Here is a 25,262-nt window from a genome sequence, read left to right as displayed (position 1 = left end):
TCGCTGCAATGCCGTGATCTGGAGGAAAAAGCTCGCGGCTGAAGCCGCTCCTACAAAAATCTTCTGCAGATTCACGGTCCCGCGCCCGTCGATAGGCCGCCATCGTCCGAATGCCAGATCCGCCGCCAGGTGACGGACAAAGCCATGCGTATGTCGCGCCGCATCGCGATCTGTTCGGGTTCGATGGCCCGCCACTCGCCTCGCGCGCGCTCGGCGACCGCGAAACGGAAGAAATAATCCGGTTCGGCGCCCATCCGCAGATCGGCTAGCACCAAGCGGCCGTCCGCTTCGCGCGCCTGCATGAAGCCGTGGTTGAACCAGGTCAACCGGTCGACGGCCTCGATGCCTTCGGCTTCGCGCAGCGCCTGCACGTTCGACGGATAAGCCTTGAAGACCATCGGCCCGCGATCGGCGGCCAGCGAACGGAAACCTTCGACATAACCCTCCGGCGTCATCGCCACCACCCGCCATAGCAGCGTATTGAACGGCATCGGCACCGAAAAGCGCGGCGCTTGATCCAAACCCATCGCCGCCAAATCGCGTTCGGCCCGGCGATCCACGAGCGTCTTGGCGACCAGCGACCAGCGACCAGCCGACATAAGCCACGCCGAGCGCGGCGCCGGCGTACAAGGCCTTGCCGGCGAGCGGCCGTTCCAGCGCGAACCAGGCCACGGCGCAGGCGGCGAACCAGGGCAGCGTGAACAAGGGGTCGATGATGAACAAACTCGACCACATCAAAGGCCGCATCGGCAGCGGCCATAGCAATTGCGTGCCGTAGACGGTGTACGCGTCGATCAGCGGATGCGCCATCAAGCAGACGAAGATCGCCCAGAACCAGCGCTTCGGTTCCTGCGCGACGCGCCCGCCGCGTCGGCGGAAGAAAGCCCAAATGGCCCAGGCCACGAACGGCAATACGAACCAGGAATGGGTCAGGCCGCGATGGCAGGTCATTTCCGCGACCGGATCGGCGAAGCGCAGCGGAATCACGTCCAGGTCCGGCAGCGTGTTCAGCGCCGCGCCGGCCAGCAAGGCCGCGCGGCGATGCTTCGCCGGGGCGATCGCGGCGGCGATGGCGGCGCCGTAGAACAGATGGGTGATGGAGTCCATCCACGGATACTACGATAGCGGCCGCTTTTCGTAGGAGCGGCTTTAGCCGCGAGCTTTTTCCCTCAAATCGCTACTATGTCGCGATTTGAAGAGAAGAGCTCGCGGCTAAAGCCGCTCCTACGAAAGGCAAAAGCTCAAGCGGCGCGTGGAAGCATTTTCTCTTCGTTTTCGCACACCAACCGCAGCCGCGGCGGCAGCATGGCCAGCGTCTCGCCGGTATGCGACAGCAGACGCAAAGTGCCGTCCATGTCTTCGGCCAACGCGGTCAGGCTCTCGACCCAATCGCCGTCGTTGGCGTAGATCAAGCCGTCGCGCTGGATCAGGCCGGCGCGATGGATGTGGCCGCAAACGATGCCGTCCAGCCCGCGCCGGCGCGCATCGTCCAAACCGGCTTGCACGAAGCGCGCGATGAAGCGTTCGGCGGTGCCGCTCTGGCGCTTCAGGTATTCGGACAGCGACCAGTAACGGCGGCCGAGGCGGCGCCGGATCCGGTTGAGCATCTGGTTGCCGGTCAGGATGCGGTAGTACAGCCAGTCGCCGAACTTTTCCTGCAATCCGCCGAAGTGGGTGACGCTGTCGTAATCGTCGCCGTGCGTCACCAGCAGGCGCCGGCCGTCGGCGGTGACGTGGATGGTGCGGCGGCGCACCTGCATCGCCGGCAGCGCCAAACCGCAGAAGCGGCGGATCGGGCGGTCGTGGTTGCCCGGGATGTAGACGATTTCGGTCCCGGCGCGGCGCAGCTTGTGCAGCATCTCGACCACGCGGTTGTGCGAATGGCCCCAGGACGCGCGCCGCTGCGCCATCCACCACAGATCGACGATGTCGCCGACCAGATACAGCCGCGCGCATTCCAGCGTCGACAGGAAACTCGCCAGATCGTCCGCATGGCAATGCTTGGAGCCGAGGTGGACGTCGGAAAGGAAGACCGCCCGCCGACGCCCGCCGGAGGCGATCGCGGGGCTCATGCCGCCACCCCGTCCGTTTGCAGATAGCGTTTGCGCTTCTTCGGCCGCAGCAGGTGCATGTCGACTTCGATCAGGCCGTCGATCGAATCGCTGAACGACGGATCCACGCCGAACGCCAGGAAACGCGCGCCGCCCGGTTCGCACAGGTCGGTGTACTGCTTGTACAGCGTCGGCACGGACGCGCCGTGCGCGGCCAGATTGCCCTTCAGCACGTTGAAGGCGGTGTCCGCGTCCATTTCGCCGAACGACGGCGGCGCGGCGAAATACTGGAACGGGCGGTTCGAAGCGGCCAAGCCTTCCTGCGCGCCGTAATAGCGCTGGTAATAGGCCACCAGCTGCTCGCGTGCGGGCAGCGGCAGCGCGGCGCTGATCGAGACCGGGCCGAACAGGTAGCGCACTTGCGGATGGCAACGCAGATACGCGCCGATGCCCTGCCACAGATAGTCCAGGCTGCGGCTGCCCCAATACTCCGGCACGACGAAGCTGCGGCCTAGTTCCATGCCTTCGGCCAGATGCGGCACGGCCTGTTCGGCATAACGGAATAGCGAAGCGGTATATAGCCCGCCCAGGCCGCGCTCGGCCAGCGCGCGCGCGCCGCGCATCACCCGGTAGCCGCCGGCGATGCGTTGCGCCTGCGCGTCCCACAGCACGATCTGTTCGTAGTGCGCGTCGTAGGCGTCCAGGTCGCGGCTGCGGCCGGTGCCTTCGCCGACTTCGCGGAAAGTGAGTTCGCGCAAGCGGCCCAATTCGCACAGCAATGGCGAATCGGCGGACAGCGTCGCACAGCGGATCTGCTTGCCGTCCAGCGTTTCGCCCAGCAGCTCGGTCGTTTGCAATGCCAGGCGCACGGCCTCGGCGGATTCGGGGGCCGCCAGCGGTTCCGGGCCGATCGGGAGCGGCTTGCGCTTGCCAAGCGCGTACAAGGCCTTGCGCACCGTGCGCAGGGCGGTCGTCGAATCGGTCTCCGGCGCGATCGTCAGCGGCTGGCCGATACGCAGGCTCAGCGGCTTGTTGCCGCGCGCGTACATTTCGCGCGCGAGCAGCGCGGTGCCCGCCGGCTTGAACAGCGCCGAGGCGCCGTAGAACAGCGCCGAATTGCGCGCCTGGATCCGCACCGGCAGCACCGGCGCGCCGGTCTTGCGGGCGAAGCCGACGAAGCCGCGCTGCCAGCGTCCGTCGCGCACGCCGCGCAATCCCAAGCGCGACACTTCGCCGGCCGGGAATACGATCACGCACTGTTCCTGTTCCAAGGCCTGGCGCACCGCGCGCAAGCTGTCCGCGCCGGGGCGTCCGCCCAGGATGCGGATCGGCAGCAACAACCCGCCCAGCGGCTGGATGGCGGACAGCAGATCGTTGGCGATGATCCGCACGTCCCGGCGCACGCTGCCGACGAGTTGCAGCAGCGCCAGCGCATCCAGCGCGCCGGACGGGTGGTTGGCCACGATCAGCAGGCGCCCTTTCGCCGGGATGCCGCCCCCGGGAGCCTCCACCGTGTAGCGCGCCTGCACGTGATCGATCGCGGCGTCGACGAATTCGAAGTCGCGCAGATGGCCGCTTTCGGCCAGGAAGCCTTCGATGGTGTCGAACCGCGACCAGCGGCCGAGGGTGCGCAGCAGCGGCCGCGCGATGCCGGCCCGGCGCCCGCGGAACCAGGTGGGGAATCGCTGCTGCAGTCGCTGTTCTAGCTCGAGCATAGGGGTGTGGACGGCCGGTTTCGCCGGCAGCCTGCGCGCGTCCGGCGACAGCGAAATGGCGGATTTGCGGCAGCGGTATGACAAGCCGGGCGGCCGCGGCTTAACGGCAAGCCAAGCCGGTTCGCGGCACAATGCACGGCCCGCCGCGGCCGTGTATCATGCGCGCCCATCTTTTCATCCGAATAAAGGGATAAATCCCTTCCAGGAGCCTGTAACGATGTCCAGCTACCTCTTCACCTCCGAATCGGTCTCCGAAGGCCATCCGGACAAGGTCGCCGACCAGATTTCCGATGCCGTGCTCGATGCGATCCTGGCCCAGGACAAGCGCGCCCGCGTGGCTTGCGAAACCATGGTCAAGACCGGCGTGGCGATCGTCGCCGGCGAGATCACCACCAGCGCATGGATCGACCTGGAGGCGCTGACCCGCAAGGTGATCCTGGACATCGGTTACAACAGCAGCGACGTCGGCTTCGACGGCGCCACCTGCGGCGTGCTGAACCTGATCGGCAAGCAATCGCCCGACATCAACCAGGGCGTGGACCGCAAGAAGCCCGAAGAGCAAGGCGCCGGCGACCAGGGCCTGATGTTCGGCTACGCCACCAACGAGACCGACAGCTACATGCCGGCCGCTATCCACCTGTCGCACCGCCTGGTCGAACAGCAGGCCAAGGTGCGCAAGGCGAAGAAGTCGCCGCTGCCGTGGCTGCGCCCGGACGCGAAGAGCCAGGTCACGCTGCGTTACGAAGACGGCAAGGCTTCGGCGATCGACGCCGTGGTGCTGTCGACCCAGCACGATCCGGACGTCAAGCAGAAGGATCTGATCGAAGCCGTGCGCGAAGAGATCCTCAAGCCCGTGCTGCCGGCCAAGTGGCTGCACAAGGGCACCAAGTTCCACATCAATCCGACCGGCAAGTTCGTGATCGGCGGCCCGGTGGGCGACTGCGGCCTGACCGGCCGCAAGATCATCGTCGACACCTACGGCGGCTGGGCCCGCCACGGCGGCGGCGCGTTCTCCGGCAAGGATCCGTCCAAGGTCGACCGTTCGGCCGCCTACGCCGCGCGCTACGTCGCCAAGAACGTCGTGGCCGCCGGCCTGGCCGACCGCTGCGAAGTGCAGGTCAGCTACGCGATCGGCGTGGCCGAGCCGACTTCGATCTCCGTCACCACCTTCGGCACCGGCAAGATCGGCGACGACAAGATCGAGAAGCTGATCCGCAAGCATTTCGACCTGCGTCCGTACGGCATCATCAAGATGCTGGACCTGATCCATCCGATGTACCAGGACACCGCCGCCTACGGCCACTTCGGCCGCAAGCCGAAGGAAATCAGCTACGTCGATTCGGCCGGCAAGAAGCACACGGCGACGTCGTTCTCGTGGGAGAAGACGGACAAGGCCGAGGAACTGCGCAAGGCGGCTGGGTTGAAGTAAAGCCTGCTTAGGTTGCATGAACAAAAAAAGCCGCGCAATGCGCGGCTTTTTTTGTTGCTTGGCTTGGCCCCCTCTCCCGCTTGCGGGAGAGAGCTAGGGTGAGGGCGCGCGGAGTAGCCCGACGCATCGAAAGGCGCGGATGAAGGTTAATCCCATCTCGGGAAACAATTGGTTGACGCGATCTCGCATTTCCGCGCCCTCAGCCAACCCTCTCCCGCGAGCGGGAGAGGGCTAAAGCGTTGCGGTCAGCTGCTCTTGACGTCCGCGTCGATGCGGTTCCAACCGTTGCGCACGTCGCCATCGGCCATCTGCGACACCTGCAACAGGCGTTCTGCGAAGCCGTAAGGGTCGCCGCCCAGGTTGCGCGCCATCGCCACCGCGAAGTCCATGCTGGTCGCCACCGGCTGGCCGTTGTTGCCGCCCACCAGCAGGTTCAGCGGGCTGCTGGGATGGCTGGCCTGGCCGGCGCTGCGGGTTTGCGACATCAAACCTTGCAGCTGGCTTTCGGTGAAGGTGATGGTGGTCTTCTTGCCGGCTTGCGCGGGGCCGTTGCCGTCGGGATTGCCGGTCAGGGCGATGTTGAGGTTCTGCGCGATGTTGCGCTCTTCCGCGCCTTCGTTCGAACCCATGAAACGTTCGAACCAGTTGTAGCTCGGACGGTCGCCGTTGATGGTGAACTGGTACGTGCGCTCGGACAGGATCTCGTTGCCCTGCGTGTCGAAACGCTGCACGACCTGCAACGGTACGTTGCCCGAGTACTGCAGATTGGTCGTGTACGCGTACGAGCCGTCCGGATAGGTCGTCTTCACGAACGCGCCGGTGTTCTGCGCGCCGGCCAAATCCGCCTGCACGTTCAAGGACTCCGGCCCCAGGCCCAGCTTGACGCGGGTCTGCGAGGAATAGTCGATGCGTTCGATGGTGGCCACGTCCTTCACGCCCGGCGTCTGGTGCGCGACTTCGCCGGTGGCGACGAAATGCGAGTACGCCGCCTGCCCGTCCTTGTTCGACAGGTCGAAGGTCGCGGTGCGCACCGTCGACTGGCCCAGATTGTCCTGGCGGCCGAGCATCGCCGTGGCGATGTCGGTCTTCACGCCGACGCCGTTGTAGGCCTCGACCACCTGGTTCGGGCCCATGATCACGCGGATGTTCTTGTCGTCGACGCGGGTCACCGAATAGCTGGTGCCGGAGGCGTCCTTGATGTTGGTCTCGGTGCCGATGTGGCGGAACGAGCCCGCCAAACCGGTCTGCGTGTAGGTCTGCGAATCCATCGTCACCGTCACGCCGACCGGGATCGTGGTCGGATCGAAAGGATTGATCTTGGCCGCATCCAGCGGATTGCGGTTCTCGCCCGGCAGCACGACCTTGTAGCGCGCGCGGAAACCGCCGCCGGCGCTGGCTTCGATCGCCGCCTGGTTGACGCCTTTGCCCTGCGCTTCGGCCGACACGCTGGCGACGATGGAGGTGTCCCACTCCAGCGTCACTTCGGTGTTGCCGTCCTTGTTGGTGAAGCCGGCGGTCTCGGCGTGTTCGCCGCGCACCTTGGCTTCCAGGGTGACGCCCGGTTGGCGCGCATCGGGAATGCCGAACGGCGCCGGCGTGGTGTCGTACTCGGCGCTCTGCTGGTGCGAGGCGGTGACTTTCACCGTGCCGTCGCCCGGGTTCCAGGTGATCGCGCCGCCGTTGTTCTGGCCCTGGCCGTTGACCGTGTATTCGCTGTTGGGCGAAGGATAGGCCGGATTGAAATCGCTGCTCAGCGGCTGCTCGTTGGTGACGCTCTGCGGCGCCGCCGGGATGTTGAGCTGGTCGCCCGACCAGATCGTTTCGCCGGTCTCCATGGCGTTGTGGCGCCGGTCGGCGTCGCCGCTCTTGAAGATCTGCGGATTGGCGTCGCGGATCGCCTGCGGCTGCACGCCGTATCGGTCCGCGATCTCGCGCAAGGTTTCGCCGGTCGCGACGGTATGCGTCTGCGGTTGGTCTTGCGGCGAACCGATCGGGCCGCTACCGCCGCCGTCGACGTAAGCCATATTAGCCATGGAGGGATCCTTCCTTCTTAAAAGTTACAGCCTCATGTCGGCCGATAGCCTAACGTCGCAGCGCGCCTGAATGAGGCTAGGGAAAACCCCAGGTCGGCGACCGACGCACCGCGGGAAGTGACGAAACGAGCGGGTTAAGGCGATTGGCCCCATCCACTCCCGGGCAATGGCTCTGCATGCCTTTGTGGGAGCGGCTTCAGCCGCGAGCTTTCCCGCGGGTTCCCGGCCAGCAAAAAGCTCGCGGCTGAAGCCGCTCCCACAAAAAGCCGGACGCATGAAAAAAACGCGCCGGGCCTCCACCCGGCGCGCGGGCATCCCGCCGGCGCTTATTGCGCGGCGGGATTGCTGTCGACGTATTCGTAGCTGCTCAGCAGCGAAGACAGGAAGTCGCGCTCGTTGCCGACCGACACCACTTCCGACAATTCCTGGGTCAATCCGGACAGCGCGCCGTCGGCGTGCAGATCGGGGAATTTCTCCAGCAGCAACTCGGCCGCCTGATCGCCCAAGCCTTCGCGCATCTTCGAGATCAGCTCGCCCTTGATCGCGCCGAAGGTTTCCGAGCCGGTGACCGAATCGGGCAGGATGGTCGAGATCACGTTGCCGCCCGGCAGCAATTTCAAGCCGTCCTGGCCCAGCGCCCAGGCCAGATCCAGGCCGAATTCCAGGCCTTTCTTCTCCGATTCGTACTTGTCGCTGGATACCTGCGTCGCCTGCTCCAGGCCGTTGTCGATGTGGCCGAGGATCGCGCCGGCCAAATGCGTGATCTGCGCCTGGTTGCTGCCGTCGTATTTGGCGGCGAAGTCGGCGTCGTTGAGCGTGTTGACGTCGTTGATCATCGTGCTGAGCTTGTCCACCAGGAATTGGCTGGTCGCGTCGCGCGAACCCCCGGTGGGATCGGTGAACAGCACGTTCTGGGCGAAATTCTCCAGCGCTTTCGGGAACGGATGCTCGTCGTCGAAACCGGCGCCGTTGGCGGCGGTCGCATCGCTCACCATGCGGTCGAAGTCCGACATCAGGATCCGCGACAGGCCGTCCTTGAGCGTGGTGTTGTCCTGCCACTGGTCGCGGTTGGCGTCCAGGCCGTTGGACGCGGCGTAGAACACGTCGTCGCGCACCGATTGCAGCGCCGAATAGCTGTACGGCGCCGGCGGCAGCAAACGATCCGGGCCGCCGCGGTAGGTGCTGTCCACGCTGAGCGTGTTGACCAGGCGCGCCACGCCGTCGTACGCGACTTCGCCGCCCACCGGCCCGCGCGAATCCGGATCGCGCATGCGCGCGTCCTGCGCGTCGTAGGTGTAGGAATCGAACGCGGCGACCTGGGTCGGGTTGGCCATCGCCAAGGTGATGAAGCGATCGATCGTGCCGCCTTCCGCGCCGCCGTCGGCTTGCAGGTCGATCAGGCGGCCGACTTGGTTCTCGGTGCCGGTTTGGCTGAGCACGTAAGCGCCCGCGGCCGCCAGGCTTTCGCGGTCGCCGTCGCTGAGCCGGCCGATGGCGCCGTCGGAGAAATGGAATTGGCGATTGGCCACGTCCTGCCCGGCCAGCGCCAATTCGCTGGTCGCGCGGAAGAACGCGTTCTGCATGTCCTGCGCGCGGCGGCCTTCCATGCCGCCGAACAGTTGCGCCACGCCGGCGTTGAAGTCGCCGCCTTCCATCGCCCAATGTTCGACCAGGCGCGCGATGTCGGCGTCCTTCAGCGCGCCGCTTTCGTACATGCCTTGCAAGGCGGTGCGCACCGTAGCGATCTCGCCGTTGGCGTATTCGGCCGACGTGTTGCTGTAGCGGTTCGGATCGGCGACGTTATTGAGGTATTGCGCGGTCTTGTCGGCGCCCAACGCGGCGAAATAGCGCTGCAGCCACTGCGGATCGTTCTGGTGCTCGCGCACCATATTCATGAAATAGCTGGTGGCCACCGCTTCCCGGTCGCCCATGCTGGTTTCGGCCTGACGCTCGGTCTGGGCCGCGGCCGAGGCCGGATCCTCGAAATCGCCCGAGATGTTCTCCGGGATCGCCGGCGCATCGCTGACGAAGGTGCCGGTATCGGAGAACAGCGGTTCGTTCGCGATCACCGCATCCACATCGCCGCGGGTGATGTCGCCGTCGGCCGCGTACAGGCCGCCGCCGTTCTTGCCGGTGTCGAGCAGCGCGTACTGGTCGGGATGGTCGAGCAGGTACTGCGCGGCGGCGCGCTGTTCGGCGGTGTATTGCGAACCGTCGGCGACCGCTTGCACGTCGTCGCGGCTGACGTTGCCGTCCTTGCTGCCCCCCTTGGCGGCGGTATCGAACACGTCGAAATTGCGCTGGAAGACGTCGATATTGGGGTTCAGTTCGGGCATGGCAGCGGGCCTCGACCGGGAGGATGGCCCGATGGTAGGTCCGCCCTTGCGCCGCGATTAGCTAGGGCAAACCCTCGTAAGCCATTGTTGCAGAAGGCTGAATAGGCGAAACAGACCACCCGGCCGGATGGGTGGACATATCCTTTCATCGCGAGGAAGCGATAAAATGGCGACCTGCCCCGCCGAGGGGCGCTGCGACCTGTACGCGGATCCTTCCGCAAGAGCCTGCACACCCTTGTGCAGGGATTCAAAAGTACGGCCAGGCTCGGCGTGGGTTTCTGCAACAACGGCGCCCGTTAATGCGAATCCGCCACCCGGATTCCCAACAACGGAGCTACACATGAACGCTGTCGTCAAAACCTTCTCGACCGAAGGCGATTACAAAGTCGCCGACATCTCTCTGGCCGATTGGGGCCGCAAGGAAATCGATATCGCCGAGCACGAGATGCCGGGCCTGATGTCGATCCGCAAGAAGCACGCCGCCGCCAAGCCGCTGAAGGGGGTGCGCGTGACCGGTTCGTTGCACATGACCATCCAGACCGCGGTGCTGATCGAGACGCTGAAGGACATCGGCGCCGACGTGCGCTGGGCCTCGTGCAACATCTTCTCCACCCAGGACCACGCCGCGGCCGCGATCGCCGCGTCCGGCACGCCGGTGTTCGCGTGGAAGGGCGAGTCGCTGGAAGAGTATTGGGACTGCACGCTCGATGCGGTGACTTTCCCGGGCGGCAAGGGTCCGGAACTGGTCGTCGACGACGGCGGCGACGTGACCCTTCTGATCCACAAGGGCTACGAGTTGGAACAAGGTTCGAAGTGGGTCGACGAACCGGCTTCCTCGCATGAGGAAGGCGTCATCAAGAACCTGCTCAAGCGCGTCGCCAAGGAGCGCCCCGGTTTCTGGACCAATGTGGTCAAGGACTGGAAGGGCGTGTCGGAAGAGACCACCACCGGCGTGCACCGCCTCTACCAGATCGCCGAACAGGGCAAGCTGCTGGTGCCGGCGATCAACGTCAACGACTCGGTCACCAAGTCCAAGTTCGACAATCTGTACGGCTGCCGCGAATCGCTGGCCGACGGCTTGAAGCGCGCGATGGACGTGATGCTGGCCGGCAAGGTCGCGGTCGTGTGCGGCTACGGCGACGTCGGCAAAGGTTCGGCGCATTCGCTGCGCGCTTACGGCGCGCGCGTGATCGTCACCGAGATCGACCCGATCTGCGCGCTGCAGGCTGCGATGGAAGGCTACGAGGTCGCCACCGTCGAGGACACCCTCGGCACCGCCGACATCTACGTCACCACCACCGGCAACAAGGACGTGCTGACGCTCAAGCACATGCAGTCGATGAAGAACCAAGCCATCGTCTGCAACATCGGCCACTTCGACAACGAGATCCAGGTCGACGCGCTGAACGCTTCGGGCGCCAAGAAGATCAACATCAAGCCGCAGGTGGACAAGTACGTGATCAAGCCGGGCCAGGAGATCTTCCTGCTGGCCGAAGGCCGCCTGGTGAACCTGGGCTGCGCCACCGGCCATCCGAGCTTCGTCATGTCCAACTCGTTCTCGAACCAGACCCTCGCCCAGATCGACCTGTGGGCGAACAAGGACAAGTACGAGAAGACCGTGTACCGCCTGCCGAAGGAGCTCGACGAGGAAGTCGCGCGCCTGCACCTGGAAAAGATCGGCGTGAAGCTGACCAAGCTCACCAAGGAACAGGCCGACTATCTCGGCGTGGCGGTGGAAGGCCCGTACAAGCCGGACCACTACCGCTACTGATCCGCTCAAGCCCTCTCCCGCATGCGGGAGAGGATTGGGTGAGGGCGCGCGGACTCGCATAGTCGCGTCGTCACCGGCTGGTGAAGCAAAAGTCACTGGATCCCCGCCTTCGCGGGGATGACAGCTAAGCAAAAAAGACCCGGCTACGGCCGGGTCGCTCCGGAGCAAGCGATGCAGACCCCGATCAGCTTCGAGTTCTTCCCGCCGAAAACCGACGAGCAGCGCGAGCAGCTCGATAAAGTCGCGTTGCGCCTGAAGAAGCTTTCCCCGGAATACGTTTCGTGCACCTTCGGCGCCGGCGGATCCACGCTCGACTACACGCCCGAAACGGTGCAGCGCCTGCACCACACCCACGGCCTGGACGCCGCGCCGCACATCTCCTGCGTCGGCGGCACCCGCGCCGAGCTGGGCGCGCTGCTGCAGCGCTACAAGGACATGGGTTGCCGCCGCATCGTCGCGTTGCGCGGCGACCTGCCTTCGGGCATGGGCCATACCGGCGACTTCCGCTACGCCACCGACCTGGTCGAATTCATCCGCCGCGAGCACGACGGTTTCTTCCATATCGAAGTGGGCTGCTATCCGGAGACGCACCCGCAATCCGAACACGCGATGGCCGACCTGAAACACTTCAAGGCCAAGATCGATGCCGGCGCGGACGGCGCGATCACCCAGTACTTCTACAACGCCGACGCCTATTTCCGCTTCGTGGACGACGCGCGCAAGCTCGGCGTGACGGTGCCGATCGTGCCGGGGATCATGCCGATCTCCAATTTTTCCCAGCTGCGCCGCTTCTCGGAAACCTGCGGCGCGGAGATCCCGCGCTGGATCGGCAAGCGCATGCTGGCCTACGGCGACGACGTGGAGGCGATCCGCGACTTCGCCGCGGACTTCGTCGCGGACTTGTGCCGGCGCCTGGTCGATGGCGGCGCGCCCGCATTGCACTTCTACACGCTGAACCTTTCCAAGCCCACCCTGAGCGTCCTGTCCCGCCTCGGCTGAACCTCGCTCTTGTGGGAGCGGCTTCAGCCGCGAGCTTTTCGCAGCGGCGTAGCCCGGGTAAGCGAAGCGCAACCCGGGCTTTCGTCGCAAACTCCGACATGGCGTCCCGGGTGCGCTTCGCTTACCCGGGCTACGCCTCTACACAAAACCGAAGGCAAAGCCTGACGGCCGCACTTCCCGCCGAGCGGAGCGAACGCTAGTCTGCCGCGATGCCCGCCCTCTTCTCCCGCTGCCTGATCCTGGCGCTGCTACCCGCAGCGGCGGCCTGGTGGCCTACGCACGCGGCGGCGCAGGTGCGGCGCTGTACCGGTCCGGACGGCAATGCCGTCTATACCGACCGGCCTTGCGAATATATCGGCGCGGTCGAACGCGTGCCGCATGCGCAGGCCGGACAGGCCATGAACTCGCGCCGCTACGGCGGCTGCGCGCGCAACATCCGCGACCTGGTGTACGAAATGACCTCAGCCTTCGACGCCCGCGACGCCAATCGCCTGGCCGGCGTGGTGCACTGGGCGGGCATGTCCACGCGCACCGCCTACGGATTGATGGGACGGCTGGATGCGCTGGCGAAACGGCCGCTGATCGATATCGTCCCGGTCTATGCGCGGGTCTACGAACCCGAACCTACGCTCGCCCCCGACGCGGCCGCAGGCGGCGTCTCCGTGCCTTTCAGCCTCGAAGGCCATGGCCAGGACGTTGCGGGCGACGAAGCGCCCGCGCCGCCGCCCGATCCCGACTACTACCCGCAGCAAGCGGTGCGTCGCGGCCCGCCGGTCGCCCTGCGCATCGAACAGACCTCAGGCGATGGCGCCACGCCGTCGCGCAGCGTGTTCGGCCTGCAGCGGCATATGGGCTGCTGGTGGATCCGCCTCTGATTTGTGGGAGCGGCGTAGCCCGGCCGCTTCGGGCACAATATCGGGCTCGCAATCGCGCTTTTTTCGGAGCCTGGCATGGCCGCTTACCCCGAATGGATCTGGCACAACGGCAAGATCAAGCCTTGGGCGGAAGCGACCACCCATGTGATGTCGCATGTCGTGCACTACGGCTCGTCGGTGTTCGAAGGCATCCGCTGCTACCAGACCCATAACGGCCCGGCCATCTTCCGCCTGACGGATCACAACGCCCGCTTGTTCGCTTCGGCCAAGATCTACGACATGGCCGTGCCGTACACGCTCGAACAGATCAATCAGGCGTGCCGCGAAGTCATCAAAGCCAACGACAACACCACCGACTATCTGCGTCCGGTCGCCTATCGGGGCCTGGGCGGTTTCGGCCTGTCGGCGGACACGCCCACCGATGTCGCGGTGGCGACTTGGAAGATGGGCCAATACTTGGGCGCGAGCGTGCTCGAAGAGGGCATCGACGCTTGCGTCTCCAGCTGGCAGCGTTTCGCGCCGAACACGATCCCGGCCGGCGCGAAGGCCGGCGGCAATTATCTGTCCGGCCAGTTGGTCGCGCGCGAAGCGCGCCGGCTCGGTTTCGGCGAAGGCATCGCGCTGGCTTCCACCGGTTTGCTCAGCGAAGGCGCGGGCGAGAATCTGTTCTTGGTCTTCGACGGCGCGCTGCACACCACGCCGGTCAGCGCCGCGCTGCTCAACGGCATCACCCGCAACACGCTGATCACGCTGGCGCGCGAAGCCGGCATCGCCGTGGTCGAGCGCGATCTGCCGCGCGAATACCTGTACCTATGCGACGAATTGTTCATGTGCGGCACCGCCGCGGAAATCACCCCGATCCGCTCGGTCGACGGACGCCAGGTCGGCAGCGGCAAGCCCGGTCCGATCACGAAGAAGATGCAGGAACTGTTCTTCGGCCTGTTCGACGGCAAGACGCCGGACAAATACGGCTGGCTCGAGCCGGCCTGATCGCACGGCGCGTAGGGTGGGCTTTAGCCCACCATTGCCATTCGACAGGTCGCGACGAACAATCGGCGAAAACAAAATTCATCGGCACGCTTCGCCGGGGATTGCGGCGAGCGGCATGATGGCAATGGTGGGCTAAAGCCCACCCTACGCGACCGATCGCGCCGCCGCGAAAGTCAGTGTCGCCACCACCCCGCGCTCTTCGCCCGGCACCACGCGCACCTGCCATCCGTACAATGCGCACAAGCGGCGCACGATCGACAAACCGATGCCGCCGCCCTGCGAATGTTCGGCGTGGGTGCCGCGGTAGCCGCGTTCGAACAGCCGCGCCGCGTCTTCGGCGCTGAGGCCGGGGCCGGAATCGACCACTTCCACCGACTTGTCCTCCGGATGCAGGCGTACGATCACCTCGCCCGAAGTCGTGTACTTGACCGCGTTGCCGATCAGATTACCCAGCGCCACGTTCACCGCCGATTCCGGCGCGTCGACCACCAAGCCGCGTTCGCCTTCCACGCGCAGTTCCAGCGGCTTGCCGCCGAGCTGGCTGCGGTGCGCGTCGAGCAGTTGTTCCGATAGTTTGGCGACGTCGGTGGCGCCGTGGCCGCGTTCGTTCCGCGACAGCAGCAGCAAGGCGCTGATCAGGTCGGTGCATTGCTGCTCGGCGCGCTGGATGCGCTGCAGGCGGGCGCGGGTCTTCTCGTCCAGTTCCGGCTTGGACAACAGCAATTCGACCGCGCCTTTGATCACCGCCAGCGGCGTGCGCAGTTCGTGGCTGACGTCGGCGTTGAACTCGCGGTCGCGTTGCACGACTTCGGTCAGGCGCGTGGCGTAATCGTCCAAGGCCTCGGCCAACTGGCCCACTTCGTCGTCCGGGAAATGCGCGGCCAGCGCCTCGGGCTGCGCTTCGCTGCCGGAGGCCTGCAAGCGCCGCGCCAGTTCCGACACCGGGCTCATCACGCGCGAGGCCGCCCACAGCCCGACCACCAGCGACAGCAAGGTGAAGAAGATCACCGAGCTGTAGATGGCGCGGTTGAACTGCTCTTCGCTGCGGATGGCCTGGGTCATGTCGTAGGCCAGGAAGAACCATTCGTCCGGCGTCTTGCGCACCGCCAGCTTGTAGGCGAACGGGCTGCCGTCCTCGTTCTTGCCTTGGATGCTGTGGATGCCGTCGGACAGCGCGTACCACTCCGGCTGTTCGACCCGCAGTTCGTCGAAACGGTCCTTCTTCACCACCCGGCCCAGCATCTGCTGCACGCCGAACTCGGGCTTGCGGTCCGGATCGGCGAAATACTGGCGCGCGTATTCGTCGATGTTGCGGTTCATCACGTCTTCGACCAGCGAGTTCTCGACCCGGGTGCGGGTCCAGTTCGTGGCGAACGCGAATAGCGCCGTCAGGCCGAAGCCCAGCAGCACGAACGAGAGGATGATGCGGCTGCGCAGCCGCCTCCGGTAGCGCGAAACGCGTCGCGCGGGCGCCGGGTCAGGTGCCGGCATCGGGCGCGGCGATGCGGTAGCCGATGCCGTGCCGGGTCTGGATCAGCTGGGTCGGGAACGGCTTGTCGACCACCGCGCGCAGACCGTGGATGTGCACGCGCAGCGAATCCGAATCCGGCAATTCCTCGCCCCAGACCCGGGTTTCCAGCTCCTGCCGCGTGACCACCGCCGGCGAGGCTTCCATCAATGCCTGCAGGATCTTCAGCGCGGTCGGATTGAGCTGCAGCAGCTTGCCTTCGCGGCGCACTTCCAGCGTGTCCAGGTTGTATTCCAGGTCGGCCACTTCCAGCACCCGGGTCTGCACGCCGCGGCCGCGGCGCGACAGCGCGTTCAAGCGCACTTCCACTTCCTGCAGTGCGAACGGCTTGATCAGATAGTCGTCGGCGCCGGAATCGAAGCCTGCCAGTTTGTTGTCGAGGCTGTCGCGGGCGGTGAGCATCAGCACCGGGGTCTGCTTGCGCGCTTCGTTGCGCAGCTTGCGGCAGACTTCCAGCCCGTCCAGGCCGGGCAGGTTCAGATCGAGCACGATCGCGTCGAAGTCGTTGACCACGGCCAGGTGCAGGCCGGTGACGCCGTCGGCGGCGAAATCGACCGTATGGCCGCGGTCTTCGAGGTAGTCGCCCAGGTTGGCGGCGATGTCCTGGTTGTCTTCGATGACGAGGATGCGCATCAGGCTGTCCCGTGTGAGTGGTGATTCGACCGGCACCGGCGCGGCCAGTTCCGAATCGATCGATCCGGCATTCTTGCACAGGCCGCTTAACAAATCGGGTGAAAGGAAAATCCCGCGCGGCCCTCGGCGAACGGACAGAAAAAAGCCCAAGCGGTGTTGGCCGCTTGGGCGAAAAGTACTGCCCCGATTACCGTAATCTGCGTTCTCGACAGGGATAGTCCAACCAAGAGAGAGGCGCGGGATTTCGGTCCGGACTAGGCTACGCCGGGGTCGATTAAAGCTCAGTTAAACGGAATGCTAACTATTTGTTAAGAAGCGGAGCGACCCCATTCTTGGCTAGCGCGGCTTTATGCCGTTTCTGCTTTTTAGCGATGTTTTCGATGATTTTGCCGGCGATATCGATGCCACTGGCCGCTTCGATGCCTTCCAGGCCCGGCGACGAATTGACCTCCAGGATCAGCGGCCCCCTTGCCGACTGGATCAGATCCACGCCGGCCACCCCCAGCCCGATCACCTTGGCCGCGCGGACGGCCGCGGCCTGTTCGTCGGCGCTGGCCACGGCCCGTTCGGCGGTGCCGCCACGGTGCAGGTTGGAACGGAACTCGCCCTGCTCGGCTTGTCGGCGCATCGCCGCCACCACTTGGCCGCCGACCACGAAGCAGCGCAGATCCGCGCCCTTGGCTTCGCCGATGAACTCCTGCACCAGGAAGTTCGCGTACAGCCCGCGCAGCGCTTCGATCACGCCGCGCGAAGCCGAGGGCTTTTCGGTCAGCATCACACCCGCCCCTTGGGTGCCTTCGTTGAGCTTGATCACGTGCGGCGGCGGGCCGAGCATCGACAGCAGGTCCATCGTGTCGTCCGGATTGTCGCCGAACACTGTGGCCGGCAGGTCGATGCCTTGCGCGGCCAGCAACTGGTGGCAGCGCAGCTTGTCGCGCGCGCGCAGCACCGCGCCGGCGGGGTTGGGCGTGTAGCTGCCCATCAATTCGAATTGGCGCAGCACGGCCGTGCCGTAGCGCGTGATCGAGGCGCCGATGCGCGGCAGCACCGCGTCGTAGCCGGCGAGTTGGCGGCCCTTGTAATGCATCTGGAAGCCGTCGCTGGCGATGCGCATATAGCAGCGCAAAGGATCTAGCACGCGCACGGTGTGGCCGCGCTCGCGCGCGGCGTCGACCAGGCGCCGGGTCGAATACAGCTTGCCGTTGCGGGACAGGATGGCGAGTTTCATGCGGCGGTGTCGGCGGAAGAAGGTGGGCGCGGCGGGCGGCCGTGCAGGAAAGAGCTTGCCGGGTCGATGGTGAACAGGCCGGCGATGGCGGTGCGTCCGAGCAGCATCGGGAACAGCATCGCGCCGCGGTTTGTCAGATTGATTTCGATCTCGCGCTCGCATCCGGCCAGGCGCAGCGGCGTACGCAGGAACACGCGGCGCTCGCGACGGCCGCCGGAATCGATCACATCGCGCTCGTCGTGGACCGGCGCCTGCGCTTCGACGACGAGCCCGCGCGCCTTGCCGTGAGTCAGCCGGAACCCGACCCAAGGCGCGCCGGCCTCGGTGAAACGCCATTGCGCATCGGTATGCAGCGACGAACTGCGCGCGCCCGAGTCGACCTTCGCCCGCAGCCGCGGAATCCCCAACCCCGGCAGGACCACCCATTCGCGCCAACCCAGGGTGACGAGCGAATCGGGCATACGGAACTCCGGAGATGATTACGGCGACCGCGCAGGGTCGCCGTAGTCGCGTTTGGAGCGGGTGATGGGAATCGAACCCACGCTAGCAGCTTGGGAAGCTGCAGTTCTACCATTGAACTACACCCGCGTTTCGCGGCCAGTCTATGACTGCGCGGCCAAGCTTGGCAACGCGCCGGCGAAGCGCCGGCGCATCGCCGGCGCATCGCCGCTCGCCTTAGAAACCCTTGCCCAAAGTGGCGTACACGCCGGCGTTGTTGCCGCCTTCCTGGCCCAAGGTGACGCTGGCGCCGATGTTGGCGTCCAGGCCGAACAGCTTGGAACGGGCGCCGAGCTGCAGCGTCCCGTAGTCGCGGTCGATGTCCAGGCCGGGAACGGCGTAGTTGCCGGTGCCGGGCAGCGATTGCACGCGGCCGAAGGCTTCCTTGGCCGGATCTTCGAACTCGCGGTCGTAGGTCAGGCGCGCGTACGGCGTCAGGTGATCGTTGATCGCGTAGCTCGCCTGCCAGCCGGCGTGGCCGATCAGCGAATCGAAATTCTGTTCCGGGAACGCCAGCGAAGTGGACAAGTTCGCATCGCTTTCCGCGTAGCCGTCGACGTCGATGCGCTGCGACAGCACGCCGATCACCGGACCGTGGCGCAGCTTGCCTTCGCCGAATTCCCAACCGGCTTCGGCGCCGATGCTGAGGTTGTCGCCGTCGGGCGAACCGTGATGCGCGCGGGTCACCTGATCCAAGCGCACCTTGCGCGTCACGTCGTAGGCGATCTTGCTGTAGCTGACTTGCGCGTTCGCCCACAGGCCGCCGTCGCCCTGCCAGCCGATGAAGCCGCCGATCGAAGTGTCCTTCTGGTCGAAGTCGCCGCCGCGGCCGCCGAAGTCGAGCTTCTGCCGGCCATAGCCGGCGAACGCGCCGTAGGTCAGGTTGCCGCTGGCCCAGTCGATACCGAAAGTCAGCGTCGGACCGCCGCCGTCGAAGCCGGCGCCGGTACCGCGATCGTGGTCGTAACGCTGGCTGTCGCCGCGCACGTCGGCCCACCAGCGCATGCCGTCCGCTTGGCTCGCGCCCGTCAGGTGCGCCGCCACGCGCTCGGCGCGCGAGCGGCCCACGTTCGAGGCCGAATACGGCAGCACCGCGATCTGGCGCGGACCTTCCAGCGTGGCGATGGCGTAGTCGGCGAGGATGCGGTGCGACTTGCTGGAAGGATGCACGCCGTCGGCGAACGCGTAAGTTTCCGCCGCGCTCGGGTTGACGAAGTTGGTCGGGCTGCAGGTCACCGACGAAGCGGTGATCTGCGGATTGCAAGCCGTGCCGGTGACGTTGGTGATGCCGAACGGCGCCGGATTGGCCACGACTTCGCGGATCAGGCTGAAGGTGTCCAGCGGAATGAAGCGCACGCCCGCCGAAGCCAAACCGGCGTACAGCGCGTTGTTGTACGTGGTCGACAATTGGGTGCCCGCCGCTTGCTGCGCGGGACCGCCGGCGCGGAACTGCGGGGTCTGGCCCAGATCCGGCACGTTCGGCACCAGGATGTAGCGCGCGCCGGCCGATTGTAGCGCCACGGCGACGCCGACTTCGGACGCGACCGCATTGGGGATGGTCGGCACCGGCGGCGCGCCGCCGGCGACCGCGAACAAGTCGTTGGCGCCGCCCCAAACCGTGTACAGCGCGCGCGGATCGGCGCGGCCGCCGTGCGCGGCGAGGTAGTTGGTGGTCTGCGTGGCGAGCGAGGGAATCGGGCCGAGCGCGCCGCTGGTGTTGGTGCCCGTGCGGGCGCCGCCGACGGCGTAGTTGGTGCCGCCCTGGTTGTCGCTGGTGGCGTTGGTGCCGTAGTAGTCGGCCACGAATTCCGACCAGACCCAGGTAGGGTTGGTGCTGAAGCGGCCGATCAGCGCGCCGTTCGGGCCGACCACGCCGATCAACGCCGGGCGGAAGTGGCCCGAGTCGGTGAGGCTGTCGCCGATGAAGACGGTCTGGGAATAGGTCTGCGCCAGCGCCGGCGCGGCGACGAAGGCCAAGGCGGCGGCAAGCAGGCTGCGGACGGGGCGGATGGACTTCATTACGGCGGTTCTCCTGAATCGCGTGGGTCCGGATCCTTCGGTACGGCACCGGATGTTAGCGAATCGTTTCACGAAGGCCGGGCCCGCTCAAGCGTGACCGATGGCCCAGGCCCGCCTGGCCGCATCGCGCGCGGCGCGCGACAATGGCGGCATGGACATCCTCTTGAACGGCGACCCGGTGTCGCTGCCCGACCCCGCCGCCACCGTCGCCGCCCTGCTCGCCGCGCAGGGCCTGTCCGAACGCCGCGTCGCGGTCGAGGTGAACGGCGAGATCGTGCCGCGCGGCTTGCACGGCGAGCATCGGCTGCGGGCCGGCGACAAGGTCGAAATCGTGCATGCCTTGGGCGGCGGCTGACCCGCTTTTTGTAGAGTCGAGCCTGCTCGACTGTTTCATAGGTTCCCGGCGACGGACCGAACGGCAGTCGAGCAAGCTCGACTCTACAAAACACAGCCTGCGCCGGCCCAACCTGCGATAATCCCGCGATGACTCTTCCGCACGCGCCCGATGACGCCCTGATCATCGCAGGCAAGCCCTACCGATCCCGCCTCCTCACCGGCACCGGCAAGTTCAAGGACCTCGACGAAACCCGGCGCGCCACCGATGCGGCCGGCGCGCAGATCGTCACCGTCGCGATCCGCCGCACGAACATCGGCCAGAACCCCGGCGAGCCGAATCTGCTCGACGTATTGCCGCCGGACCGCTATACGATCCTGCCCAACACCGCCGGCTGCTACACCGCCGAAGACGCGGTGCGCACCTGCCGCCTGGCGCGCGAACTGCTCGACGGCCACAAGCTCACCAAGCTGGAAGTGCTGGGCGACCAGAAGACGCTGTTCCCCGACGTGGTGCAGACCTTGAAAGCGGCGGAGATGCTGGTCGCCGACGGCTTCGACGTGATGGTCTACACCAGCGACGATCCGATCCTGGCCAAGCGCCTGGAGGAGATCGGCTGCGTCGCGGTGATGCCGCTGGCCGCGCCGATCGGCTCGGGCCTGGGCATCCAGAACAAGTGGAACCTGATCGAGATCGTCGAGAACGCCAAGGTGCCGATCATCGTCGACGCCGGCGTCGGCACCGCTTCCGACGCCGCGATCGCGATGGAACTGGGCTGCGACGGCGTGCTGATGAACACCGCCATCGCCGGCGCCAGGGATCCGGTGCTGATGGCGCAGGCGATGAAGCTCGCGGTCGAAGCCGGACGCGCCGCGTTCCGCGCCGGGCGCATTCCACGCAAGCGCTACGCCAGCGCCTCGTCGCCGGTCGACGGCCTGATCGGCTGAGCGCGCGCCAGCGACGATGACCGAACCGCTGCAAAAGAAGCCCTACACCGCGCAGGAAGGCCGCCGCAGCGTGCGCAGCTTCGTGCTGCGGCAGGGCCGCTTCACTCCCGCGCAACAGCGCGCGTTCGACGAACTGTGGCCACGTTTCGGATTGGAATTCCAAGGCGAACCGAGAGACTTCGACGCCGTGTTCGGCCGCAGGGCCAAGCGCGTGCTCGAGATCGGCTTCGGCAACGGCGAAGCGCTGCGCTACGCCGCCGCGCACGATCCCGAGCGCGACTACATCGGCATCGAGGTGCATGCGCCGGGCGTCGGCCGCCTGCTCAACGGTTTGGCCGCCGACGGCAGCGATCACGTCCGCCTCTACCATTACGACGCGGTCGAAGTGCTGGAACGCGAGATCGCCGACGCTTCGCTGGACGAGATCCGCATCTACTTCCCCGATCCCTGGCACAAGAAGCGCCACCAGAAGCGGCGTTTGCTGAAACCCGAGTTCGCCGCACTGCTGGCGCGCAAACTCGCGTCCGGCGGCCGCTTGCACCTGGCCACCGATTGGCGGGACTATGCCGAGCAGATGTGGGAAGTGCTCGACGCCGCCGAAGGCCTGCGCAACCGGGCCGGGCCGGGCGGGCACGTGCCGCGGCCGGCGTGGCGGCCGCAAACGCACTTCGAATCGCGCGGCCAGCGCCTGGGCCACGAAGTCTTCGACCTGTTGTACGACCGGACCTGAGATAGCCGCAAGACATGGACAGCGCGCTGATCCTCACCGCCGACATGAAGCTCGTCCTCGGGCTGGTCGGCCTGACGATGGCGCTGTTCCTATTCGACCGGATCCGCGCCGACGTGGTCGCGCTGGTGGTGCTGGTGCTGCTGGGGCTGACCGGCTTGGTCGCGCCCGAGGACCTGTTCGGCGGTTTCTCCGGCGGCGCGGTAATCAGCGTCATTTCCACCATGATTTTGGGCGCCGGCCTGGAACGCACCGGCGCGCTCAACCGTTTGGCCGGGTGGCTGCTGCGGCGCGCGCACGGCGTGGAGCAGCGCCTGCTGCTGCTGACCACCGCGGTCGCCGGTTTGAATTCGTCGATCATGCAGAACCCGTCGGTGATGGCGCTGTACCTGCCGGTCGCCTCGCGCTTGAGCTCGCGCACCGGCTTGGCGCTGTCGCGGCTGCTGTTGCCGATCGCGGCGGCGATCGTGATGGGCGGCGCGCTGACCATGGTGGGCAACTCGCCGCTGATCCTGCTCAACGACTTGCTGGTCTCGGCCAACAGCAACTTGCCTTCCGGCGCCGCGACGCTGGAGCCGCTGCGCATGTTCGCGCCGCTGCCGATCGGCCTGGCGCTGCTGGGCGCGTCGCTGCTGTACTTCCGCTACTACGGCGACAAGCGCCTGAGCGACGAGAGCGAAGGCGGCGTCACTCCGGCCCGCACCGAAAGCTATTTCGCCCGCGCCTACGGCATCGAAGGCGACGTGTTCGAACTCACCGTCAGCGCCGACAGTCCGCTGGTCGGCATGTCGCTGGGCGAAGCCGAATCCCTGCGCGGCGCGCCGCTGCTGCTGGCGCTGAAGACCGGCAACGAATCGCGGCTGGCGCCGCCGGCCGATGCGCGCATCTGGGTCGGCAGCGTGCTCGGCGCGATGGGCCCGCGCGACAAGGTCGCCGACTTCGCCCAGAACCAGTTCCTGCGCATGAGCACGCGCCTGCGCGAATTCCGCGACCTGTTCAACCCCAGCCGCGCCGGCATTTCCGAAGCGGTGGTGCCGCCGACGTCGAAATTCATCGGCAAGACCTCGGCCGACCTGCAGTTGCGCAAGCAGAGCGGTATCAGCCTGTTGGCGATCAACCGCGACAAGGACGTGATCCGCGACAACGTCCGCCAGGTGCCGCTGCGCGCCGGCGACATGCTGGTGCTGCACAGCATCTGGCAGGACCTGGGCGAAGCCGCGGCGGCCAAGGATTTCGTGGTCGTCACCGACTATCCGAAAGGCGAGCAGCGGCCGCACAAGTTCAAGATCGCGATGACGATCTTCGCGATCACCATGCTGCTGGCGCTGAGCTCGCGCATCCCGGTGTCGATCGCGCTGATGACCGGCGTGGCCGGCATGCTGATCGCCGGCGTGCTGCACATCGACGAAGCCTACGCCGCGATCAATTGGAAGACGGTGTTCCTGATGGCCTGCCTGATTCCGTTGGGCTGGGCGATGGATTCCAGCGGCGCGGCGGCCTGGATCGCCGGGCACACCATCGCCCGCTTGCCGGAAGGATTGCCGGTGTGGGTGCTGGAGATCGCGGTCGGCGTGCTGACGACGTCGTTCGCGCTGGTGATCAGCCACGTCGGCGCGACCATCGTGATGGTGCCGATGGCGGTCAACCTGGCCTTGGCCGCGGGCGGCAATCCGACCGCGTTCGCGCTGATCGTGGCGCTATCGGCGTCGAACAATTTCATGACCGCGTCCAATCCGGTGATGTCGATGATCACCGGCCCGGCGGGCTATACCTCCAAGGAATTGTGGAAGATCGGCGGACCGTTAGCCCTGATCTATATCGCGATCACGGTGCTGGCGGTCAACGTGATGTTTTGGGGGAAATGATCCGATGAAGCGCCTATTGCCCGCACTGCTCGCCCTCGCCTTCCTCGCGCCCGCCACGGCCGCGGAAAACTACGCCGTCAGGAAATCGGTGAATCTGGACGCCGCCAAACGCCTGGTCGCCGCGGCCGAACAGGAAGCGGCCAAGCGCGGCCTCAAGGTCAGCATCGCGGTATTGGACGAAGCCGGTCGGCTGGTGCACTTCTCGCGCATGGACGGCACTTCCAACTCGACCGTCGATGTCGCCGTCCGCAAGGCCGAACATGCGGTCAATTTCCGCCGCGACACCGTTTTCCACCAGAACCTGCTGGAGAAAGGCAACAACGTCGTGCTCGGCCTGCCCGACAGTTTGCCGATCGAAGGCGGGCTGATGCTGAAGGTCGGCGAGGAAGTGGTCGGCGCGGTCGGCGTGTCGGGCGCGCAGTCCAATATCGACGCCGAGATCGCGCGCGCGGGCATGCAAGCCGCCGGGTTCTAGCGCTCTTTTGTGGGAGCGGCTTCAGCCGCGAGCTCTTTCCATCAGACGACAGCGACTTGGAACGAAGAACTCGCGGCTAAAGCCGCTCCCACAGGAACACCTCATCGCCTTGCACGGTCACCTCGATCGCGCGCAAAGAAGCGCCGCGGCAAGGCCCGGCGACGCACACACCGTTTTCCAACGAGAAGCTGGCGCCGTGCGACGCGCACACCAGATGCCCTTCTTTGCTTTTCAGGAACCTGCCCGGCGCCCAATCCAACCGCCGGCCGGCATGCGGGCAAACGTTGAGCCAGGCGCGGACCCGATCGCCGTCGCGATACAGGATCAAGGACTCCGCATCCCCACCCAGGGAGGCCTCGGCCTCCGCGAAGCCGCCGTCCTGGATCTCGGCCAGGCCGATCAGCCGCTGCTGGCGATGATCTGGGCGACTGTCATCAAACCGGCTGTCATCAAACATTAACAAACTCCTTACAACTGCTCCGAGGCGCTGTCCGATACTTGCCGCCCGCCTTCGGGCCGCATTCTGTCACGACCGCCGCCGATGACCGCTTTCCGTTTCCATCGCGATTCCGTGCGCTGGGCCTTCGCGCCGCGCAAACCGCGCCATCCGCTGCTGCGCATCGCGTTCGGCCTAGTCGGATTGGCGTTGTTGGCGGTGCTGCTGGTGTTCGGCCTGTTCGTCGGCGCGGCGATGCTGGCGGCGGGCCTGCTGATCAAGCTGTGGCGCCAGCGCGGCAAACCGGTCGCCGCCGACAAGAACGTCGTCGAAGGCGAATATCGCGTCGTCGGCAAACCTCTGCTGCGCTAAG

21 protein-coding genes, 1 tRNA gene, 1 pseudogene and 1 riboswitch are annotated in these 25,262 nt (G+C 66.2%); of the genes and pseudogenes, 11 read left to right on the top strand and 12 right to left on the bottom strand.

Annotated elements, in window-relative coordinates; translation table 11 throughout:
- Positions 1–71 precede the first annotated feature (71 nt).
- The 3 genes and pseudogenes from FCE95_RS11950 to olsF form a co-directional block, all read right to left on the bottom strand.
- A pseudogene (locus FCE95_RS11950) lies at positions 72–1,107 on the bottom strand (metal-dependent hydrolase).
- A gap of 134 nt (positions 1,108–1,241) precedes the next feature.
- Complete coding sequence (locus tag FCE95_RS11945) at positions 1,242–2,072, bottom strand: UDP-2,3-diacylglucosamine diphosphatase (RefSeq protein WP_137267234.1); 831 nt, start codon at positions 2,070–2,072, stop codon at positions 1,242–1,244.
- On the bottom strand, positions 2,069–3,766 hold the full coding sequence (gene olsF / locus FCE95_RS11940) for a bifunctional ornithine lipid synthase OlsF (RefSeq protein WP_137267233.1): 1,698 nt from the start codon (positions 3,764–3,766) through the stop codon (positions 2,069–2,071). The genes FCE95_RS11945 and olsF overlap by 4 nt, the downstream gene beginning before the upstream one ends.
- 217 nt (positions 3,767–3,983) lie before the next feature.
- Here olsF and metK point away from each other — a divergent pair, with 217 nt between their 5' ends.
- Entirely contained in the window at positions 3,984–5,195 is a 1,212-nt protein-coding gene (gene metK / locus FCE95_RS11935) for a methionine adenosyltransferase (RefSeq protein WP_137267232.1), read from the top strand.
- A gap of 245 nt (positions 5,196–5,440) precedes the next feature.
- Here metK and FCE95_RS11930 read toward each other — a convergent pair whose 3' ends face one another.
- Both FCE95_RS11930 and FCE95_RS11925 read right to left on the bottom strand, forming a co-directional pair.
- Positions 5,441–7,228 (bottom strand): LysM peptidoglycan-binding domain-containing protein, encoded by a 1,788-nt coding sequence (locus FCE95_RS11930; RefSeq protein ID WP_137267231.1) that lies wholly within the window; start codon positions 7,226–7,228, stop codon positions 5,441–5,443.
- A gap of 326 nt (positions 7,229–7,554) precedes the next feature.
- Entirely contained in the window at positions 7,555–9,564 is a 2,010-nt protein-coding gene (locus FCE95_RS11925) for a hypothetical protein (RefSeq protein ID WP_137267230.1), read from the bottom strand.
- Positions 9,565–9,742: 178 nt separating this feature from the next.
- Positions 9,743–9,866, top strand: a riboswitch (S-adenosyl-L-homocysteine riboswitch).
- Positions 9,867–9,904: 38 nt separating this feature from the next.
- Here FCE95_RS11925 and ahcY point away from each other — a divergent pair.
- The 4 genes from ahcY (at position 9,905) to FCE95_RS11905 (ending at position 14,199) form a co-directional block, all read left to right on the top strand.
- On the top strand, positions 9,905–11,335 hold the full coding sequence (ahcY, locus tag FCE95_RS11920; protein ID WP_137267229.1) for an adenosylhomocysteinase: 1,431 nt from the start codon (positions 9,905–9,907) through the stop codon (positions 11,333–11,335).
- 171 nt (positions 11,336–11,506) lie between these two features.
- The gene (gene metF / locus FCE95_RS11915; protein WP_137267228.1) at positions 11,507–12,334 is read left to right on the top strand and encodes a methylenetetrahydrofolate reductase [NAD(P)H]; all 828 of its coding nucleotides are present in this window, start codon (positions 11,507–11,509) and stop codon (positions 12,332–12,334) included.
- A gap of 209 nt (positions 12,335–12,543) precedes the next feature.
- Positions 12,544–13,209, top strand: a complete 666-nt coding sequence (locus FCE95_RS11910) for a hypothetical protein (RefSeq protein WP_137267227.1) — start codon at positions 12,544–12,546, stop codon at positions 13,207–13,209.
- A 75-nt stretch (positions 13,210–13,284) separates the two neighbouring features.
- Entirely contained in the window at positions 13,285–14,199 is a 915-nt protein-coding gene (locus tag FCE95_RS11905) for a branched-chain amino acid transaminase (protein WP_137267226.1), read from the top strand.
- Positions 14,200–14,343: 144 nt separating this feature from the next.
- Here the strand turns inward: FCE95_RS11905 and FCE95_RS11900 are convergent, their stop codons facing one another.
- From FCE95_RS11900 to FCE95_RS11875, 6 genes are all read right to left on the bottom strand, one after another.
- Positions 14,344–15,690, bottom strand: a complete 1,347-nt coding sequence (locus FCE95_RS11900; RefSeq protein WP_137267225.1) for a sensor histidine kinase — start codon at positions 15,688–15,690, stop codon at positions 14,344–14,346.
- Positions 15,677–16,360, bottom strand: a complete 684-nt coding sequence (locus FCE95_RS11895; protein WP_137267224.1) for a response regulator transcription factor — start codon at positions 16,358–16,360, stop codon at positions 15,677–15,679. Before FCE95_RS11895 ends, FCE95_RS11900 begins: the two co-directional genes overlap by 14 nt.
- A gap of 301 nt (positions 16,361–16,661) precedes the next feature.
- Positions 16,662–17,588 carry a 30S ribosomal protein S6--L-glutamate ligase gene (gene rimK / locus FCE95_RS11890; RefSeq protein WP_137267223.1) on the bottom strand — a complete coding sequence of 309 codons (927 nt, stop codon included), beginning with the start codon at positions 17,586–17,588 and terminating at the stop codon, positions 16,662–16,664.
- Complete coding sequence (locus FCE95_RS11885; RefSeq protein WP_137267222.1) at positions 17,585–18,049, bottom strand: ATP-dependent zinc protease family protein; 465 nt, start codon at positions 18,047–18,049, stop codon at positions 17,585–17,587. Before FCE95_RS11885 ends, rimK begins: the two co-directional genes overlap by 4 nt.
- A 53-nt stretch (positions 18,050–18,102) precedes the next feature.
- Positions 18,103–18,176: transfer RNA gene (locus FCE95_RS11880), tRNA-Gly, on the bottom strand.
- Between the two features lie 87 nt (positions 18,177–18,263).
- On the bottom strand, positions 18,264–20,105 hold the full coding sequence (locus FCE95_RS11875; protein WP_137267221.1) for an autotransporter domain-containing protein: 1,842 nt from the start codon (positions 20,103–20,105) through the stop codon (positions 18,264–18,266).
- A 151-nt stretch (positions 20,106–20,256) separates the two neighbouring features.
- Here FCE95_RS11875 and thiS point away from each other — a divergent pair, with 151 nt between their 5' ends.
- From thiS to FCE95_RS11850, 5 genes are all read left to right on the top strand, one after another.
- On the top strand, positions 20,257–20,460 hold the full coding sequence (thiS, locus tag FCE95_RS11870; protein WP_137267588.1) for a sulfur carrier protein ThiS: 204 nt from the start codon (positions 20,257–20,259) through the stop codon (positions 20,458–20,460).
- A gap of 128 nt (positions 20,461–20,588) precedes the next feature.
- Positions 20,589–21,386 (top strand): thiazole synthase, encoded by a 798-nt coding sequence (locus tag FCE95_RS11865; RefSeq protein ID WP_137267220.1) that lies wholly within the window; start codon positions 20,589–20,591, stop codon positions 21,384–21,386.
- A gap of 16 nt (positions 21,387–21,402) precedes the next feature.
- The gene (gene trmB / locus FCE95_RS11860) at positions 21,403–22,116 is read left to right on the top strand and encodes a tRNA (guanosine(46)-N7)-methyltransferase TrmB (protein ID WP_137267219.1); all 714 of its coding nucleotides are present in this window, start codon (positions 21,403–21,405) and stop codon (positions 22,114–22,116) included.
- Positions 22,117–22,130: 14 nt separating this feature from the next.
- Entirely contained in the window at positions 22,131–23,978 is a 1,848-nt protein-coding gene (locus FCE95_RS11855; RefSeq protein WP_137267218.1) for an SLC13 family permease, read from the top strand.
- Between the two features lie 4 nt (positions 23,979–23,982).
- Positions 23,983–24,453, top strand: a complete 471-nt coding sequence (locus FCE95_RS11850) for a GlcG/HbpS family heme-binding protein (protein ID WP_137267217.1) — start codon at positions 23,983–23,985, stop codon at positions 24,451–24,453.
- A gap of 76 nt (positions 24,454–24,529) precedes the next feature.
- Here FCE95_RS11850 and FCE95_RS11845 read toward each other — a convergent pair whose 3' ends face one another.
- Complete coding sequence (locus FCE95_RS11845; protein ID WP_137267216.1) at positions 24,530–24,910, bottom strand: Rieske (2Fe-2S) protein; 381 nt, start codon at positions 24,908–24,910, stop codon at positions 24,530–24,532.
- Positions 24,911–24,994: 84 nt separating this feature from the next.
- On the opposite strand from FCE95_RS11845, the gene FCE95_RS11840 reads away from it, so the two are divergent.
- A complete protein-coding gene (locus FCE95_RS11840; RefSeq protein ID WP_137267215.1) occupies positions 24,995–25,261 on the top strand; it encodes a hypothetical protein in 267 nt (88 codons plus the stop codon).
- Position 25,262 lies beyond the last annotated feature (1 nt).

Origin of the sequence: Luteimonas gilva (genome assembly GCF_005239095.1) — a bacterium.
Taxonomy (GTDB): Bacteria; Pseudomonadota; Gammaproteobacteria; order Xanthomonadales; family Xanthomonadaceae; genus Luteimonas_C; species Luteimonas_C gilva.
The sequence above is the reverse complement of the archived record's forward strand: the minus strand, read 5'-3'. Positions and strand labels throughout refer to the sequence as shown.

Bases quoted from the DNA above. Each gene is read 5' to 3' on its own strand.
- FCE95_RS11945 (WP_137267234.1), bottom strand. From the start codon at position 2,072: ATGAGCCCCGCGATCGCCTCCGGCGGGCGTCGGCGGGCGGTCTTCCTT.
- olsF (WP_137267233.1), bottom strand. From the start codon at position 3,766: ATGCTCGAGCTAGAACAGCGACTGCAGCAGCGATTCCCCACCTGGTTC.
- metK (WP_137267232.1), top strand. From the start codon at position 3,984: ATGTCCAGCTACCTCTTCACCTCCGAATCGGTCTCCGAAGGCCATCCG.
- FCE95_RS11930 (WP_137267231.1), bottom strand. From the start codon at position 7,228: ATGGCTAATATGGCTTACGTCGACGGCGGCGGTAGCGGCCCGATCGGT.
- FCE95_RS11925 (WP_137267230.1), bottom strand. From the start codon at position 9,564: ATGCCCGAACTGAACCCCAATATCGACGTCTTCCAGCGCAATTTCGAC.
- ahcY (WP_137267229.1), top strand. From the start codon at position 9,905: ATGAACGCTGTCGTCAAAACCTTCTCGACCGAAGGCGATTACAAAGTC.
- metF (WP_137267228.1), top strand. From the start codon at position 11,507: ATGCAGACCCCGATCAGCTTCGAGTTCTTCCCGCCGAAAACCGACGAG.
- FCE95_RS11910 (WP_137267227.1), top strand. From the start codon at position 12,544: ATGCCCGCCCTCTTCTCCCGCTGCCTGATCCTGGCGCTGCTACCCGCA.
- FCE95_RS11905 (WP_137267226.1), top strand. From the start codon at position 13,285: ATGGCCGCTTACCCCGAATGGATCTGGCACAACGGCAAGATCAAGCCT.
- FCE95_RS11900 (WP_137267225.1), bottom strand. From the start codon at position 15,690: ATGCCGGCACCTGACCCGGCGCCCGCGCGACGCGTTTCGCGCTACCGG.
- FCE95_RS11895 (WP_137267224.1), bottom strand. From the start codon at position 16,360: ATGCGCATCCTCGTCATCGAAGACAACCAGGACATCGCCGCCAACCTG.
- rimK (WP_137267223.1), bottom strand. From the start codon at position 17,588: ATGAAACTCGCCATCCTGTCCCGCAACGGCAAGCTGTATTCGACCCGG.
- FCE95_RS11885 (WP_137267222.1), bottom strand. From the start codon at position 18,049: ATGCCCGATTCGCTCGTCACCCTGGGTTGGCGCGAATGGGTGGTCCTG.
- FCE95_RS11875 (WP_137267221.1), bottom strand. From the start codon at position 20,105: ATGAAGTCCATCCGCCCCGTCCGCAGCCTGCTTGCCGCCGCCTTGGCC.
- thiS (WP_137267588.1), top strand. From the start codon at position 20,257: ATGGACATCCTCTTGAACGGCGACCCGGTGTCGCTGCCCGACCCCGCC.
- FCE95_RS11865 (WP_137267220.1), top strand. From the start codon at position 20,589: ATGACTCTTCCGCACGCGCCCGATGACGCCCTGATCATCGCAGGCAAG.
- trmB (WP_137267219.1), top strand. From the start codon at position 21,403: ATGACCGAACCGCTGCAAAAGAAGCCCTACACCGCGCAGGAAGGCCGC.
- FCE95_RS11855 (WP_137267218.1), top strand. From the start codon at position 22,131: ATGGACAGCGCGCTGATCCTCACCGCCGACATGAAGCTCGTCCTCGGG.
- FCE95_RS11850 (WP_137267217.1), top strand. From the start codon at position 23,983: ATGAAGCGCCTATTGCCCGCACTGCTCGCCCTCGCCTTCCTCGCGCCC.
- FCE95_RS11845 (WP_137267216.1), bottom strand. From the start codon at position 24,910: ATGTTTGATGACAGCCGGTTTGATGACAGTCGCCCAGATCATCGCCAG.
- FCE95_RS11840 (WP_137267215.1), top strand. From the start codon at position 24,995: ATGACCGCTTTCCGTTTCCATCGCGATTCCGTGCGCTGGGCCTTCGCG.